Annotated in this window: 15 protein-coding genes; 8 read left to right on the forward strand and 7 right to left on the reverse strand. The window is 66.2% G+C overall.

Annotation, left to right across the window (positions count from 1 at the left end):
- Positions 1 to 7: 7 nt before the first annotated feature.
- The 4 genes from HH308_RS05190 to rpmB all read right to left on the reverse strand — a co-directional run bounded on the left by HH308_RS05190 (position 8) and on the right by rpmB (position 1,977).
- A complete protein-coding gene (locus tag HH308_RS05190; RefSeq protein ID WP_246284244.1) occupies positions 8 to 1,024 on the reverse strand; it encodes an AurF N-oxygenase family protein in 1,017 nt (338 codons plus the stop codon).
- A 69-nt stretch (positions 1,025 to 1,093) separates the two neighbouring features.
- Positions 1,094 to 1,348 carry a 30S ribosomal protein S18 gene (gene rpsR / locus HH308_RS05195; protein ID WP_170193121.1) on the reverse strand — a complete coding sequence of 85 codons (255 nt, stop codon included), beginning with the start codon at positions 1,346 to 1,348 and terminating at the stop codon, positions 1,094 to 1,096.
- A gap of 19 nt (positions 1,349 to 1,367) precedes the next feature.
- On the reverse strand, positions 1,368 to 1,673 hold the full coding sequence (gene rpsN / locus HH308_RS05200; protein ID WP_170193122.1) for a 30S ribosomal protein S14: 306 nt from the start codon (positions 1,671 to 1,673) through the stop codon (positions 1,368 to 1,370).
- A 67-nt stretch (positions 1,674 to 1,740) separates the two neighbouring features.
- Positions 1,741 to 1,977, reverse strand: coding sequence for a 50S ribosomal protein L28 (gene rpmB / locus HH308_RS05205; RefSeq protein WP_170193123.1), 237 nt, complete (start codon positions 1,975 to 1,977; stop codon positions 1,741 to 1,743).
- Positions 1,978 to 2,113: 136 nt separating this feature from the next.
- Between rpmB and mrf the strand changes: the two genes are divergently transcribed.
- Positions 2,114 to 3,400 carry a ribosome hibernation factor-recruiting GTPase MRF gene (mrf, locus tag HH308_RS05210; RefSeq protein WP_170193124.1) on the forward strand — a complete coding sequence of 429 codons (1,287 nt, stop codon included), beginning with the start codon at positions 2,114 to 2,116 and terminating at the stop codon, positions 3,398 to 3,400.
- Positions 3,397 to 3,669, forward strand: a complete 273-nt coding sequence (locus HH308_RS05215) for a type B 50S ribosomal protein L31 (protein WP_170193125.1) — start codon at positions 3,397 to 3,399, stop codon at positions 3,667 to 3,669. Before mrf ends, HH308_RS05215 begins: the two co-directional genes overlap by 4 nt.
- Here the strand turns inward: HH308_RS05215 and HH308_RS05220 are convergent.
- Positions 3,566 to 4,579 (reverse strand): DMT family transporter, encoded by a 1,014-nt coding sequence (locus HH308_RS05220; RefSeq protein WP_170193126.1) that lies wholly within the window; start codon positions 4,577 to 4,579, stop codon positions 3,566 to 3,568. The two genes, HH308_RS05215 and HH308_RS05220, sit on opposite strands and share 104 nt — an antisense overlap.
- Here HH308_RS05220 and HH308_RS05225 point away from each other — a divergent pair.
- Positions 4,578 to 5,981: an aminotransferase-like domain-containing protein gene (locus HH308_RS05225; RefSeq protein ID WP_170193127.1), complete on the forward strand. Its 1,404-nt coding sequence runs from the start codon at positions 4,578 to 4,580 to the stop codon at positions 5,979 to 5,981. The two genes, HH308_RS05220 and HH308_RS05225, sit on opposite strands and share 2 nt — an antisense overlap.
- 77 nt (positions 5,982 to 6,058) lie before the next feature.
- On the opposite strand, the gene HH308_RS05230 is transcribed toward HH308_RS05225, so the two are convergent.
- Positions 6,059 to 6,439, reverse strand: coding sequence for a hypothetical protein (locus HH308_RS05230; RefSeq protein WP_312870390.1), 381 nt, complete (start codon positions 6,437 to 6,439; stop codon positions 6,059 to 6,061).
- A gap of 189 nt (positions 6,440 to 6,628) precedes the next feature.
- Here HH308_RS05230 and HH308_RS05235 point away from each other — a divergent pair, with 189 nt between their 5' ends.
- From HH308_RS05235 to HH308_RS05255, 5 genes are all read left to right on the forward strand, one after another.
- Positions 6,629 to 7,495, forward strand: coding sequence for a universal stress protein (locus tag HH308_RS05235; RefSeq protein WP_170193128.1), 867 nt, complete (start codon positions 6,629 to 6,631; stop codon positions 7,493 to 7,495).
- Between the two features lie 33 nt (positions 7,496 to 7,528).
- Complete coding sequence (locus HH308_RS05240) at positions 7,529 to 8,587, forward strand: patatin-like phospholipase family protein (protein WP_170193129.1); 1,059 nt, start codon at positions 7,529 to 7,531, stop codon at positions 8,585 to 8,587.
- 25 nt (positions 8,588 to 8,612) lie between these two features.
- Positions 8,613 to 9,806 carry an MFS transporter gene (locus tag HH308_RS05245; protein ID WP_170193130.1) on the forward strand — a complete coding sequence of 398 codons (1,194 nt, stop codon included), beginning with the start codon at positions 8,613 to 8,615 and terminating at the stop codon, positions 9,804 to 9,806.
- A 46-nt stretch (positions 9,807 to 9,852) separates the two neighbouring features.
- Positions 9,853 to 11,100, forward strand: a complete 1,248-nt coding sequence (locus tag HH308_RS05250) for an arginine deiminase (protein WP_170193131.1) — start codon at positions 9,853 to 9,855, stop codon at positions 11,098 to 11,100.
- Between the two features lie 142 nt (positions 11,101 to 11,242).
- Positions 11,243 to 12,868, forward strand: coding sequence for a BCCT family transporter (locus HH308_RS05255; protein ID WP_170193132.1), 1,626 nt, complete (start codon positions 11,243 to 11,245; stop codon positions 12,866 to 12,868).
- On the opposite strand, the gene HH308_RS05260 is transcribed toward HH308_RS05255, so the two are convergent.
- Positions 12,855 to 14,438: a dolichyl-phosphate-mannose--protein mannosyltransferase gene (locus HH308_RS05260; RefSeq protein ID WP_170193208.1), complete on the reverse strand. Its 1,584-nt coding sequence runs from the start codon at positions 14,436 to 14,438 to the stop codon at positions 12,855 to 12,857. The genes HH308_RS05255 and HH308_RS05260 overlap by 14 nt on opposite strands.
- Positions 14,439 to 14,574: the final 136 nt, after the last annotated feature.

Consider the following 14,574-nt stretch of genomic DNA (forward strand, 5'->3'; position numbering starts at 1 on the left):
GGGGAGATCAGGCCGCCCGGTACAGCGGTTCGCTGCGGAAACGCGACGACCGACCGTCGATGCCGAGCACCTTCCAGAGGCGACGCGAAACCGGGTTCATCAGGCCGCACTGATCGCCGAGCATCCGGACGTCGCCGAAGACGTTGTGCAGGAAGGCCTTCGAATCATCCGAACGCCAGAACAGGTCCTTCATGACCGAGTCCGGCACATCGAAGCGTCGCTGAAACTCCTTGGGCGGCACCACGATCGCGCCACACAGAATTCGCATCACCAAGGGGAACATCAGTGACAGCAGGAAGCGCTGGACCCGGCCTTTGGCCGGCACCGTCTCACGGAGCAGATGATGCGCGAACGAGATGTGCCGCGCCTCTTCGGCGACGTGCAACTGCATCACCGCGGCCATCGTCGGGTGCAGCTGGGACCCGGTACGCAGGAAGTCCTTCTGAATGTGGTCGATCGGCTCCTCGCCGCCGAGCACGCCGAAGAAGAAGATGGTGGGAAAGATCGTCGACGCCAGCGGCACGAGCGGTGAGATGATCCGGTAGCCGACCTTGGCGCCGGGAACGTCCATGCCCGAGCGGTTCACGAACTCCTGGAACATCAGAGTGTGGTTGCACTCTTCTTTGGCCTCGTGAGTCGTGTAGCGGAACTCCTTGGCCATGTTCGGCAACTTGAAGCTGTATTGCATGAGCCCGCGGATCAAGATCGACTCGAACTGCAGCCCGACCTTCGCGACGTTGGCCTGGCGCCACATGCCGATCTCGATCTGTTTGGCGAGCGGCAGGGACTGATACCAGGACGAACGGCCGATCGGGTCGGCCTCGGCGGACAGCACCCAGCGCGGATCGTCGGGAACCACGGCCATGTGCGGCGCATCCCAGTCGATGTCGACGTAGGGGTCGAAGTTTCGCCGCACCGACGCGTCGGAGAGATCGTCGAGGAGCTGCGCGTAGTCGTCGCGCTCGTCCGTTGCCGGAGCGGGGACGTACTTCTGGGCATTGCCGCCGTTGAGTGTGCTGGTCATGATTCCTACGTTACCAACAGTCATTGTCACAATCCATAGTGGCGGGCGACGGATTGTGAAACGTACAGCTCAGCGACCTGACGTGGACGACTTTCCGAACGGCAGAAGGGCCATTTCGCGCGCATTTCGTATCGCCGTCGCGACTTGACGCTGCTGTTGAGGCGTCAGTCCGGTGACCCGCCGGCTACGGATCTTGCCGTTGTCGGACAGGAATTGCCGCAGGAGCGCGGTGTCGTGATAACCGATCGGTTCGGTGCGTCCGGCGAGCGGGTTGGGCCGGGGTTTGACGGGGACGGAGGTGCGGACGCGGCGTTTGGAGCCCATGGTCGAATGCCTTTCTCGATTACCAGCTGGATTTGGTGATGCCGGGCAGCTCGCCGCGGTGCGCCATGTCACGGAAGCGGATGCGCGAGAGCCCCGCCTTTCCGATGTAGCCCCGCGGTCGACCGTCGACGACGTCGCGGTTGCGAACGCGGGTGGCGCTGGCGTCGCGCGGCTGGCGGTCCAGCTCGGACCGGGCGGCGGAGACCTGTTCGGCGCTGGAGGCCGGGTCGGCGATGATCGCCTTCAACTCGGCGCGCCGCTGAGCGTACTTCGCCACGATGGCGCGGCGTTGCTCGTTGCGAATGATCTTTGACTTCTTGGCCATCGGTTTCAGCGCTCCTCTTTGAAGTCGACGTGGCGTTTGACGATCGGGCGAGCGTCCGTCGAGCGGCTCATACCCGTTCTCCTCGCGCGCGGATCGCCGCGACGACAGCTTCGATGCCGTCGCGGTCGATCGTCTTGATTCCTTTGGCGGATACCCGCAGCGTGATGATGCGCCCCTCGTTCGGGAGGTAGTAGCGGCGACGGTGGATGTTGGGATTCCAGCGTCGTGACGTGCGCTTATGTGAATGCGACACCTGCTTGCCGAAGCCCGGACGGCGTCCGGTGACCTGGCAGTGTGCGGACATGACGTGACCTTTCTCGTGACCGATGCCGACTCGTTAATGAAAACGATTGGCGTTAACTGTGTGGCCACGCTACAGTCGAATTCGTTCAAATGGAAATCGTTACCAATAACCGTTCTCAAAGACTCGGAGGTGGGACATGCCCGAATTCGGGCGTACCCCGGTGGTGCTGGTCGCCGGACTAGACGCCGACGCGACTGCCCGAACAGCCAATGCGCTGGTCGTCGCGGGAGTGACCCTCGTGCATCACGACCTGTCGCGACTCGAGGAGGGAGTTGTGGTGGCGACGGTCCGCAGCGTCGACCTCGCCGGCGACGAGCACGCCACCACGACCGAACTCGTCCTCGACCACGGTTGTGTCTCCTGCACGCTGCGGGCCCATCTGCTACCGATGTTGCGTCGGCTCCACCGACGATCGTCAGTGGAAAGCATTGTGGTGCAACTGGACCCGGCGATGGAGCCCGAACGGGTGAGTTGGGCGATCAGTCATGTCGTCGTCGCCGACATGCCGGGATTCGCCGACGCCGCGGCGGGCGCCGATGTGTGCGTGCGGGCCACCATCACCTGCGTCGCCGAAGACTCCTGGCTGACCGCGGCGACAGGCGACGAAGAACTGCCCGGCGCGCCCGACGACGACGAGCGGACTCTCGCGCAGGTCGCCGTCGGACAGGTGCGCTTCGCCGATGCGCTCGTGGTCGCCGGGTGCGATCCCGTGCTGCGCGAACCCTGGGAATCGGCGCGGTTGATGGCAGTGCTGCGGCGCCTGGTGCCCAGGGCTCCGATGATGATCGAACTCCCGCAGCGGCGAGTGACACCGATCTTGCTGGCGCAGTTGATGACTGCGATCCCGCCGAACTCGCGGCGCGGTCGCGTGTCGGGGCCGCACGACCCCTTGTTGTCGGGGCAGCCGCCGCTCGACGAAGACTGCGGTGTGCGCCTCGTCGAATTCAACTCAGACCGCCCGTTTCACCCGCAACGATTGCACGAGGCGGTCGACGCGTTGCTCGACGGCGTCGTGAGCGCACAGGGCAGGCTGTGGCTGGCAACTCATTCCGCCGATGCGCTATGGCTCGACAGTGCGGGTGGCGGCCTGCGCATCGGCTCGGGTGCCCCGTGGCTCGCCGCGCTGGAACCCGACGAACGATCGCTCGAAGACCCTGTGCGCGTTGCGATGTCGGCGTTGCGCTGGGACCCGGTATACGGCGACCGGCACAGTGCGGTCGTCGTGCTGGTCCACCGGCCCGACGCCGGGCGCATTCAACACGCTTTGCGCGCCGCGTGCCTCACCGATGCGGAAATGGCCGGTGGTCCCGAACTCTGGGACACCTTCGACGATCCGTTCGGTATGGCGCATGTCGACCCATGCGACGACATCGAGCTTTCCGACCCGTCCACCCACCCCGCTCAGAAGGGCGAAAAACCATGAGTACCAACGTGAATCCCTACGCCGGCACCGGCGAGATCGACTACCACCCGGTGGTCTTCGCCGACGCCACCACCGGCACGCGTTTCCTCACTCGTTCCACTGCGACCTCGGAACGGACCATCGAATGGTCCGACGGCAACTCCTATCCGCTGATCACCGTCGACGTCACGAGCGACTCCCATCCGTTCTGGACTGGAACGGCGCGACGGATGGATACCGCCGGGAGGGTGGAACGCTTCGAACGGCGCTACGGGAAACGGTCGAGGTGACCTCGCGCGCTCCGACCGCTCCGAGTGCGCAGCCGATGGTGACCAGGCAGCACAGCGCCATCGCGACGCTGATGTGCTCACCGAGCAACAGCACCGACCATCCCAGCGTCATCACCGGTTGCACCAGCTGAACCTGGGAGACCTGACTCATCGGTCCGAGCGCCAGCCCGCGATACCAGGCGAAGAAACCGAGGAACATGCTCACCACACCGAGGTAGGCGAACGACGCCCAGGTGTGGGCGTCGACGTCGGCGAGCGGCGTTTGCGCGCGCACCGCTCCGCACACGCCGATCACGACCATCACCGGCAGGGCAACCACCAGCGCCCAGCTGATCGTCTGCCACGCCCCGAGCGTTCGTGAGGTGATGCCGCCCTGCGCGTAGCCGAGCGCGCCGAGTGCGACGGCGGCGAACAGGTAGAGGTCGGTTGACTGCCACGCGCCGATTCCGCCGTGTGCGACAACCGAATACACGACCACCGATACGGCACCTCCGGCGCTGTAGAGCCAGAACTGCAGTGCGGGCCGCTCTTTGGTGAGGGTGACCGCGACGATCGCCGTCGCCATCGGCAGCAGGCCGATGATGACCGCGCTGTGGCCGGCGGTGGTGGTGGTCAGGGCGACGCTGGTGAAGATCGGGAAGCCGAACACCACGCCGAGTCCGACGATCGCGGTGCCGATCAGCTCGCGACGGGTGGGCAGTCGCGAGCGAGTGGCCGACAGGAGCGCCGCGGCCAACACCCCGGCGACGACCGCGCGAGCACCGCCGACGAACAGCGGGTCGAGCTCGCGGGTGGCGATACGGGTGAACGGCACAGTCAGCGAGAACGCGGCGACTCCGACGAGGCCCCACGCGACGCCGCCGGATAGCGGTTGATGGCCAAGTGTGATAGCGCTATTCTTGATCTTCATGATTGACGATAGCAGTAGTCGTATCGCCACGCACCTGCGTTCCGTCGTCGCGCAGTCGGCGACCGGAACCAAGCTGCCGTCGACGAGGGCGCTCGCCAAGCAGTTCGGCGCGGGCCCGGTGACGGTTCAGCGCGCCATCGCGACGCTGGTCGGTGAGGGGATCGTCGAAACCCGCCCCGGCGCAGGGAATTTCGTCCGGCGCGCGCGGTCGGCGGTACCCGGCGTCGACCTGTCGTGGCAGACGACGAGCCTTGGGGCACAACGTACTTCTCGTGGCGAAGTGGGTTCGCCGTTGGCGACGGCCGGGCCGGACACGATCGTGATGCACAGCGGCTACCTGTCCGACGACCTGCTTCCGATGCGTGAACTGCGCGCCGCGTTGACGCGAGTCACCAAGGGCGACACCGCCTTCACCCGGCCGCCGGTCTCCGGGCTGCCCGAACTCCGACGCTGGTTTGCCGCCGAGCTCTCCGACTACCCGGGTGCGGCAGGGGGCTGGCGGGACTCCGACGTCGCGATCGCGTCGGGCGGACAGGGCGCTCTCGCCTCGCTGTTCCGGGCACTCGCCGGACCCGGCGACGACATCGTCGTCGAATCCCCGACCTATTGGGGCGCCATCGCGGCGGCACATCAGGCGGGGCTGCGGATTGTGCCGATCGCGACCGCCGACGACGGCCCCGCGCCGGACGCGCTCGACGCCGCGCTGAGTCGCGGAGCGCGGCTCGTCTACGCCCAGCCGACGTTCACCAATCCGACCGGCATCGTGTGGAGTCAGCGGCGCAGAGCCGAGATTCTCGACGTCGTCGCAGCTCACGGAGCCTTTCTTATCGAGGATGACTGGGCACGTGGATTCGGCATCGTCGACGAACCGGCGCCCGTCGCGACTCTCGACACCCGTGGACACGTCATCTATCTGCGGTCGCTGACCAAGTCGCTGTCGCTCTCGATGCGGGTGGCGGCGGTCTGTGCACGTGGGCCCGCGCGGATCAGATTGGAAGACGATCTCGCCGTGAACGACCTCTACGTGTCGCCTCTGTTGCAGGCCGCGACGCTCGACGTCGTGAGCGGGGCAGGTTGGCGTACCCATCTGCGCAGGTTGCGCGGGCAGTTGCAGCAACGTCGGGATGCGCTGGTCGACGAGGTGCGCGGTGTCGCCGGGCTGGAACTGACCCGAATACCCGGCGGCGCGACCAATCTCTGGCTGCGACTGGCCGACGGAATAGAACCCAATGATGTCGTCGCACAAACGTTGCGCCGTGGACTGTCGATCTCACCGGGCAGCGAGTGGTTCCCGACGCAGTCACCCGCCCCGTTCATCCGGCTCAACTACGGGGCGGTGGAGCCATCGCGGTATCGGGAGGCGGCAGAGATCCTCGGTGAGGTGCTGGGCGACTGGCGCTGAGTCGAGTCGTCGTTACGGACGTGTCGCTCAACCAGCGGAAAGGAATAGCTCGCCCAGTTGCGGCAGCGCCACCGGTCTCACTCGGTGTTCAGGACCACACTTCCCGAGGACATGAACACCATCAGCGACAGGCACAGCAGGAACCATGCGGCGCCCTGCCAGACGCCCCAGCGTCGACCGCTGCGGTAGGCGAGATAGGTCCGGACCAGCGCGGTGAGGCCGCCGAGCAGCATGATCGCCGGCGCGATCAGCAGCAACGCCGTACGCAGGGCATCGCTCGATGCCGCCGCGACGATCAGCGTGCCGACTCCGAAAGCGGCCGTGACCACGGTATGCAGCACCGCCTGCCGAAGCGAGGGGTCGCGGGCGTCGAGGTCGGACGGATCCGACTGCGGTATGGAGCGGTGCGGCCCGGGCTGTGCAGGGCCGGAATTCTGGTGACCGTCCGCCGAACTCACACCGTCGATCGTACTCGTTTGCCCGATTTCGATGTCCGCGGTCTCACCCGGGCGGCTATGCGCGCACCGGAACGACAGGGGACCGAAGTCCATTGCCAGGCATTGCGTACGACGGCACCATAGGTGGTGAGTCCGCAATCAAGGCGGACCGTTCGGTTGAGTTCGACACCACGAAGGAGCGCACTAAAGATGGCTAAATTCGTTGTCGGAGTTGATGATTCGGAGTCATCGACCAAAGCGATTCGGTGGGCCGCGCATGCGGCGGCCATGGAGGACGCCGACCTCACGGTGGTATGCGCCTACGACGCCAGCGTGAGCAACTATGCGCCGGGGCTGGTGATTCCGCAGGACGTCGTCGACGCGATCAGTGCCGAAGCACGTGAACTCGCCGATTCCTCCGCAACGCTGGCCGCCGAGGTGGCTCCCGACATTCACATCTCGACGACCGTCGTCGAGGGTGACGCCGCGGGCGCGCTGCTCGAACTCGGCAAGGACTCGACGGTGGTCGTCGGCACGCGCGGGCTCGGGAGCATTCGCGGATTGCTGCTCGGTTCGGTCGGCGTGTCGATCGCCGCGCACCATCACGGACGTTCGGTCATCGTCGAGGGCGCTTCGACGCTCCACGAGGACGGACCCGTCGTCGTCGGCGTCAGCGACGACCCGATCAGCGACCCCGCCGTCGCCGAGGCATATCGGCAGGCATCGCTGCGCAACGTGAAACTCATTGCGGTGCATACCTGGTCGCAGCTCGACGCCGACGCGTTGCACGGGTACGGCATCGAACCCGACGCCATCGCGCGGATGTCCGACGACGCCGTCGAAGCGCTCGCCGAGCGAATGGCGGGCTACGCGGCCGACTATCCCGACGTCGTCGTCGACCGGCGAGTACTGCCCGACGACGCGGCGAAGGCGGTCGTCGAGGCGGCCGGCGAAGATGCGTCGCTGATCATCGTCGGCAGCCGGGGACGGGGCGGATTCCGTGGCCTGCTGCTCGGCTCGACGAGTCAGAAGGTTCTGCACCACGCGCGCTGCCCGGTGATGGTGGTCCGCCAATAAGCTCTGTCTCACCTCGGCGATAGTCTTGAGGTCATGGCGAAACGCAGGCGGGTTGCCGTCGCACTGGGCAGCGGCGGTGCTCGCGGCTACGCGCATATCGGAGTCCTGAACGAGTTGGACGCGCGCGGGTTCGAGGTGGTTTCGGTGTCGGGGTCGTCGATGGGTGCACTGGTCGGCGGTCTGTACTGCGCGGGCAAACTCGACGACTATGTCGACTGGACCCGCAAGCTCACTCAGCTCGACATCGTTCGACTCCTCGACATCTCACTGTCGAAACCCGGTGTGATCGCCGCGGAGAAGGTCCTCGCGCGAGTACGGGAGATCCTCGGCGACGTGATGATCGAGGATCTGTCGATCCCGTTCACCGCGGTCGCGACAGACCTCAACGCCGGTCGATCGGTGTGGTTTCAGCGCGGCAGTCTGGTGGACGCGATCCGTGCGTCCATCGCCATCCCCGGCGTGATCAGCCCACATGTCTATGACGGGCGGGTGTTCGGCGACGGCGGAATCCTCGACGCCCTGCCCATCTCACCCACGACGTCGGTCGTCAGCGACCTCACCATCGGGGTGATCCTCGGCTCCGACGGCGTTCCCGACATGGGCTTCGAGCCGGCCGCGGTCGATACGAGCATCCGTCCGGACACCATCTGGCGGCGCAGTTCGCGGACGTTCATGGACAGTGACTTCATGCGGTCGGTGCGCGACCGATTCGGCATCGAGCCGCCGCCGGGACAGACCGAACTGCCGATGGTGGATGAGGCGGGCCAGCCGATCGTCGCACCCGTCGCCGACGCCGCGCGTCCCGCCGAACGGCAGCCGGGCGATGGCGCGGCTGATCCGGCGACCGTCGACCCGAGTGCCGAGATCCTCGCCAAGATGGGGCGCTTCGATGTGCTCAGCCGATCGCTGGACATCATGCAGGACACCCTCACTCGCTACCAGTTGGCCCGCAACCCGCCCGACCTGATGATCCGGGTACCGCGAAAATCGGTGCGCACCTTGGACTTTCACAAGGCAGGGGAGATGATCGAGCTGGGTAGGCGGCTGGCCGTCGAATCGCTGGACCGACTCGACGCCGGGAGCGGCGCGTGAGTGGGCGCGCATCCGCCGGTGACGCATGACCAGGATTCCGCGCGGCATCTGGGTGCTGCTGTCGGCGAACGTCGTCATCGCGCTCGGTTACGGACTGGTGGCACCCGCGCTGCCGACGTTCGCGAAGAGCTTCGACGTCGGGTTGACCGCGGCGTCGGCCATCGTGTCGGTCTTCGCGATCATGCGGTTGGGCTTCGCGCCGACCGCGGGGCGGCTGGTCACCAAACTCGGCGAGCGCCGTGTCTATCTGACCGGACTGTTGATCGTCGCGGTGAGCACACTCGCGACGGCATTCGCCCACACGTATTGGCAGCTCTTGCTGTTCCGCGGCCTCGGCGGCATCGGATCGACGATGTTCACGGTGTCGGCCATGGCCCTGCTGATCCGGATGTCGCCGCCGGACATCCGCGGCCGAGTCTCGGGCTACTTCTCCGCGGGCTTCCTCATCGGCAATATCACCGGACCGCTGATCGGCAGCGCGCTGGTGCCGTTCGGGTTGCGGTTGCCGTTCGTCGTCTATGCCGTCGCGCTGCTGGTCGCATTGGCCGTCGTCGCGACGCAGCTCGGCGACGCCCATGCCCCGCTCAAGGTTGACGGCCCCAAACTGGCGGAGCCGTTCACGCTGCGAGAAGCGTTGCGCGAGCGCACCTATCGCGCCATCCTGGCGTCCAACTTCGCTCAGGGATGGGCCTCTATGGGTGTGCGTGTCGCGGTGGTGCCGCTGATGATCACCGAGGGGCTGCACGAGAACGAGGCATGGTCGGGGATCGTGCTCGCGGCCTTCGCGGCGGGCAACGTCGTCGCGATTCTGCTGTCCGGCCGAGCGTCGGATACGCGGGGGCGCCGGGTGATCATGCTGCCGGGGCTGCTGGTGACCGCGGCGTCGACGGCGGTGTTCGGTTTGGCGACGCATCTGGCCGTCGTGATGGTGCTGTCGGTGATCGCCGGCGCGGGTGCCGGACTGTTCGCACCTACCCAGCAGGCCGCGCTGGCCGACGTCCTCGGTTCGCGCGCGCAAGGCGGATCGGCGCTGGCCGCCTATGGCATGGCGTCGGACTGCGGTGCGGTGAGCGGGCCGATCGTCGTCGGATTCCTCGCTCAGCAACTGGGCTTCGGAGTCGCCTTCGCGGCGACCGGAGCCGTCGTCGCCGTCGCATTGGTGATGTGGCTCTTCGCACGCGAATCGGCTCCCGCGGTGGTACTTTCACCGAAAACGTAGCGACCGACGGCTCATACGACGACGGACTCGACGACAGGAGAGTGCGATGGCAGGCGTGGGACCGGGGTCGTCGACGGCCGTGCTTCCCGAAGGAGTCGCGCTCGGCGCGGCGTCGGAGGTGGCGCCGCTGCGCGCGGTCCTGCTGCACCGGCCCGGCGAAGAACTGTCAAGGCTGACCCCGCGCAACAACGATCAGTTGCTGTTCGACGCGCTGCCGTGGGTTGCGCGGGCCCAGGAGGAACACGATGCCTTCGCCGCGGTGCTGCGCAGCCGTGGCGTCGCGGTCTATCTGCTGGGTGATCTACTCGCCGAAACCATCGCGCACAGCGGTGCGGCCCGGATCCAGGGCATCAGCGCCGCGGTCAGTCCGCGTCGACTGGGGCTGGGGCTGGCCGAGGAATTGTCGGCGTATCTGCGCGGGCGTCCAGCCGACGAACTCGCCCGAATCCTCACCGGCGGAATGACTTTCGATGAGTTGCCGGGCTCGGGCAGTGACTCGGCCTCGCTGGTGAGGCAGATGCATCACGGTGGGGACTTCGCAATCGAGCCGCTGCCGAATCTGTTGTTCACCCGTGACAGTTCGTTCTGGATCGGGCGCAGATTCGCGATCACATCGCTGGCGCTGGCCGCGCGGGCGCGCGAATCGTCGCTCACCGATCTCATCTACGCCCACCACCCGATGTTCAGCGGATCGCGACGTGCCTACGAATCGCAGATCGCGCCGGTCGAAGGCGGCGACGTACTGCTGCTCGCCCCCGGTGTCGTCGCGGTCGGGGTGGGGGAGCGCACGACGCCCGCAGGCGCGGAATCGTTGGCGCGCAGTCTCTTCGACGACGGCCTGGCGCACACTGTGCTGGCGGTACCGATCGAGCAGCAGCGCGCCTTCATGCATCTCGACACCGTCTGCACCATGGTCGACCGGGATGCGGTGGTGATGTATCCGTCGATGCACGACACCGCCGTCGCCTATACGATGCGCGCCGACGACGGTGGAGTGAGCGTCGGCGAGGCACGCCCGTTTCTGGAGGCGGCAGCCGAAGCGATGGGGATCGCGAAGCTGCGGGTGATCGACACCGGTCTCGACCCGGTGACCGCCGAACGCGAGCAGTGGGACGACGGCAACAACACGCTCGCGCTGGCGCCGGGGGTGGTGGTGGCCTACAACCGGACCGTCGAGACCAACAAGCGGCTGATCGACGCGGGCATCGAGGTACTGGAGATCGAAGGCGGCGAACTGGGGTCGGGCCGAGGAGGTCCGCGCTGCATGTCGTGTCCGCTGTCGAGAGAGTTCTGACGAGTGATTGTGCGTGTGACGCTTCGACATCTTGTACGCTGAGTTAACAATATGTACCGAATGTCTGGAAAAGGGTGTTCCGGGCGGCGTTGTTTGGTTGTGTGACTATGTGGCCAATACGACAACAGACGCTGAACAGACCGTGAACCAACCGGATTCGCCGCCCACGCAGCTGCGCGTCGACCCATGGGTCTTCGGCATCACCGCGGCCATCGTCATCGGATTCGTCGTCTGGGGACTCGCCGGACCGGACAGTCTCAACGACGTGACCGGCAAGGCGCTCACCTGGATCACCGACAACCTCGGCTGGCTGTTCATTCTCGCCGCAACCGGATTCGTGGTGTTCGCCCTGTTCCTGGCCATCGGCAAGTACGGCAAGATCCCCCTGGGGCGAGACGGCGAGAAGCCCGAATTTCGTACCGTCAGCTGGATCGCGATGATGTTCAGTGCGGGCATGGGCATCGGCCTGATGTTCTTCGGAGCGTATGAACCGTTGCGGCACTTCATGTTCGCGCCGCCCGGAACCGACGCGCGGGACGTCGGGGTGGCGATGGCGACCACCATGTTCCACTGGGGATTTCATCCGTGGGCGATGTACGCCGTGGTCGGGCTGGCGATCGGTTACAGTACCTTCCGACTGGGGCGCGGGCAGCTCCTCAGCGCTGTGTTCGCGCCGATCCTGGGACATCGGGCGACCGGCCCGGCGGGCAAGGTGATCGACATCCTGGCGATCTTCGCGACGTTGTTCGGAACCGTGGCGTCGTTGGGGCTGGGTGCGTTGCAGATCGGTTCGGGCATGCAGTCGGCGCACTGGGTCGACGAACCGAGCAAGATGCTTCTCGTGGCGATCATCGCGATCCTGACCGCCGCGTTCGTGGCGTCGGCGGTGTCCGGCGTCGCGAAGGGGATCCAATGGCTGTCGAATACCAACATGGTTCTCGCGCTGATCTTGGCGGTGTTCGTATTCGTCGTCGGCCCAACGGTTTTCATTCTCAACCTGCTGCCGACGAGCCTCGGTGCCTACGCCACCGACATCACCACCTTCTCGGCCCGGTCGTCGGCGACTGTCGACGGTGACGGGCAGGGGTGGCTGGCCGGCTGGACCATCTTCTACTGGGCGTGGTGGGTGTCGTGGACGCCGTTCGTCGGGATGTTCCTGGCGAAGATCTCCAAGGGCCGGACCATCCGGGAATTCGTGATCGGCGTGATGGTCGTGCCCACCACGGTGTCGCTGGTCTGGTTCTGCATCTTCGGCGGCGCGGCGATCCGCGATCAGCAGGACAACACGCTCGCCGGTGTGCCCGACGACATCACCGCGAAAGCCTTTGACGCGCTGTCGGATTCGATCCTGTTCAAAGTCCTCGACACGATGCCCTGGTTCCCGTTGGCGGCGGGGCTGGTGATGCTGCTGGTCGCCATCTTCTTCGTTTCCGGCGCCGACTCGGCGTCGTTGGTGATGGGCACGCTGTCGCAGCGGGGCGTCGTCGAACCCCATCGATGGGTGACGGTGTTCTGGGGTGTGCTGACCGGGGCCGTCGCAGCCCTGCTCCTCGCGATTCAGGAGGACGCGCTCAACGGCATCAAGCAGATGGCGATCATCGCGGCGCTGCCTTTCGTCGTCGTGATGATCGGAATGTGCCTGGCGCTCTACCTCGACTTGCGCAAGGATCCGCTGATAGTCGCGAAGGCGACGTTCGACAAGCAGCGTGAGGAGGATATCCGGACGCAGGCGATCGAGTTGGAAGAGACGGCCCCTACCCCCAACTAGGCAGCCAGATCTGCAGCCGCCAGATCTGCTGGCTGATCGGCGCTCCGGTCAGGATGGGCCACAGCCACAGGAAGTTAGCGATCACCAGGCCGGTGTACAGACAGACGACGAGGATCGCGAGGATGTGACGTTCGGGTCGGCGGGCGGCGGTGCGAGCGGTCGTGGCGATGATGTCTCCGCAACACAGGGCCAGACCGATCACCAGGAACGGGGCCATCGCGGTGGCGTAGAAGAAGTACATCTGCCGGTCGAGGTTGGCGAACCAGGGGAGATAACCGGCTCCGTAACCGACGAGGACGGCGGCGTAGCGCCAGTCGCGGCGTACGACCACGGCCCACAGACCCCAGGCCAGGACCGGGAACGCCAACCACCACATCGCCGGGGTGCCGATGAGCATCTGCGCACGGATGCAGTCACCGCCGCCGCACTTGTCCGGACCGTTCTCGATGGCGTACAGCATCGGCCGTAGCCCCATCGGCCAGGTCCACGGCTTCGATTCCCACGGATGGTGGTTGCCGGCCGAATTGGTCAGCCCTTCGTGGAATTTGAGGATGCTGGCCTCGTAGTACCACAGCGACCGCCATGCGGCCGGGACCCACGAGAAGGGCCCGTCGACGCCGACGGCGTTGCCCACCTCGTAGCGGTACACCGACGTCTCGCTGTTGAACCAGGGGATGAACGTGGCGAGGTAGATGGCCACCGGCATCACCGCCAGGCTCAACCCCGACGGCACGACGTCGCGTACCAGCGTCCCGACCCACGGCCGCTGGACCTGATAGGCGCGGCGTGCGGCGACGTCGAAGCCGAGTGCCAGCACGAGGAAGAAGATGACGAAATAGATTCCCGACCACTTCGTGCCGCAGGTCAGACCGAGCATCACCCCCGCGGTGAATCGCCACCAGCGAAAGCCCAGTCGTGGGCCGAACGGACTGTCGGCGATCCGGCCCTCGATGTAGACGCGGTGCATGCGCTCACGGACCTGGTCGCGATCGGCGATGAGCGCGGTGAACGCGGCGAGCATGAAGAACGCCTGAAAGATGTCGAGCATGCCCAACCGGGACTGGACGACGAGCACGCCGTCGCAGATCGCGAAGATGCCCGCGAGTGCGCCGATGAGCGTCGAGCGCGACATCCGGCGTGCCACCAGGTAGATCATCATCACGATGCCGATGCCGCACAGGGCCGGCATGATCCGCCAGCCCAGCGGCGTGTAACCGAAAACCGATTCACCGATCGCGAGCATCCATTTGCCTACCGGCGGATGGACCACCAGGCCGTAGGCGGGGTTGTCCTCGATCCAGTGTCCGCCGGTCAGCACCTGCCAGCCCTGCGGCACATAGTGTTTTTCGTCGAAGACCGGTGTGCCCTGATCGGTGGGATACACCAGCGTCCAGAAGCGGGTCACCACTGCGAGAACGAAGATCACCACGCCGGCCCAGAAGCCGCGGACGCGGTCGGTCGGGCCGAAGATCGGCGGCGGAATCGACGGTCCGGGGCGGGTCCCCAAGTCGGCGGCGGTCCCCTGGGAATCAAGAGCCGCCTGCCCGGGCGCGGTGGAGTCGGCGTCCAGTACGGCGGAAGTCACCCAACCGATCCTAGTGCCCCGTGTCGGAAATTCCTTGGGCGGTATGCCGCGGCCACCTGAACGCCTGGCAGCGTTGTCGTCGGTCGCGATACCTACCGGTATCGCTCCCTCCTCCGCCTTG

Source organism: Gordonia asplenii, assembly GCF_012933505.1.
Taxonomy (GTDB): Bacteria; Actinomycetota; Actinomycetes; order Mycobacteriales; family Mycobacteriaceae; genus Gordonia; species Gordonia asplenii.

Bases quoted from the DNA above. Each gene is read 5' to 3' on its own strand.
- HH308_RS05190 (WP_246284244.1), bottom strand. From the start codon at position 1,024: ATGACCAGCACACTCAACGGCGGCAATGCCCAGAAGTACGTCCCCGCT.
- rpsR (WP_170193121.1), bottom strand. From the start codon at position 1,348: ATGGGCTCCAAACGCCGCGTCCGCACCTCCGTCCCCGTCAAACCCCGG.
- rpsN (WP_170193122.1), bottom strand. From the start codon at position 1,673: ATGGCCAAGAAGTCAAAGATCATTCGCAACGAGCAACGCCGCGCCATC.
- rpmB (WP_170193123.1), bottom strand. From the start codon at position 1,977: ATGTCCGCACACTGCCAGGTCACCGGACGCCGTCCGGGCTTCGGCAAG.
- mrf (WP_170193124.1), top strand. From the start codon at position 2,114: ATGCCCGAATTCGGGCGTACCCCGGTGGTGCTGGTCGCCGGACTAGAC.
- HH308_RS05215 (WP_170193125.1), top strand. From the start codon at position 3,397: ATGAGTACCAACGTGAATCCCTACGCCGGCACCGGCGAGATCGACTAC.
- HH308_RS05225 (WP_170193127.1), top strand. From the start codon at position 4,578: ATGATTGACGATAGCAGTAGTCGTATCGCCACGCACCTGCGTTCCGTC.
- HH308_RS05220 (WP_170193126.1), bottom strand. From the start codon at position 4,579: ATGAAGATCAAGAATAGCGCTATCACACTTGGCCATCAACCGCTATCC.
- HH308_RS05235 (WP_170193128.1), top strand. From the start codon at position 6,629: ATGGCTAAATTCGTTGTCGGAGTTGATGATTCGGAGTCATCGACCAAA.
- HH308_RS05240 (WP_170193129.1), top strand. From the start codon at position 7,529: ATGGCGAAACGCAGGCGGGTTGCCGTCGCACTGGGCAGCGGCGGTGCT.
- HH308_RS05245 (WP_170193130.1), top strand. From the start codon at position 8,613: ATGACCAGGATTCCGCGCGGCATCTGGGTGCTGCTGTCGGCGAACGTC.
- HH308_RS05250 (WP_170193131.1), top strand. From the start codon at position 9,853: ATGGCAGGCGTGGGACCGGGGTCGTCGACGGCCGTGCTTCCCGAAGGA.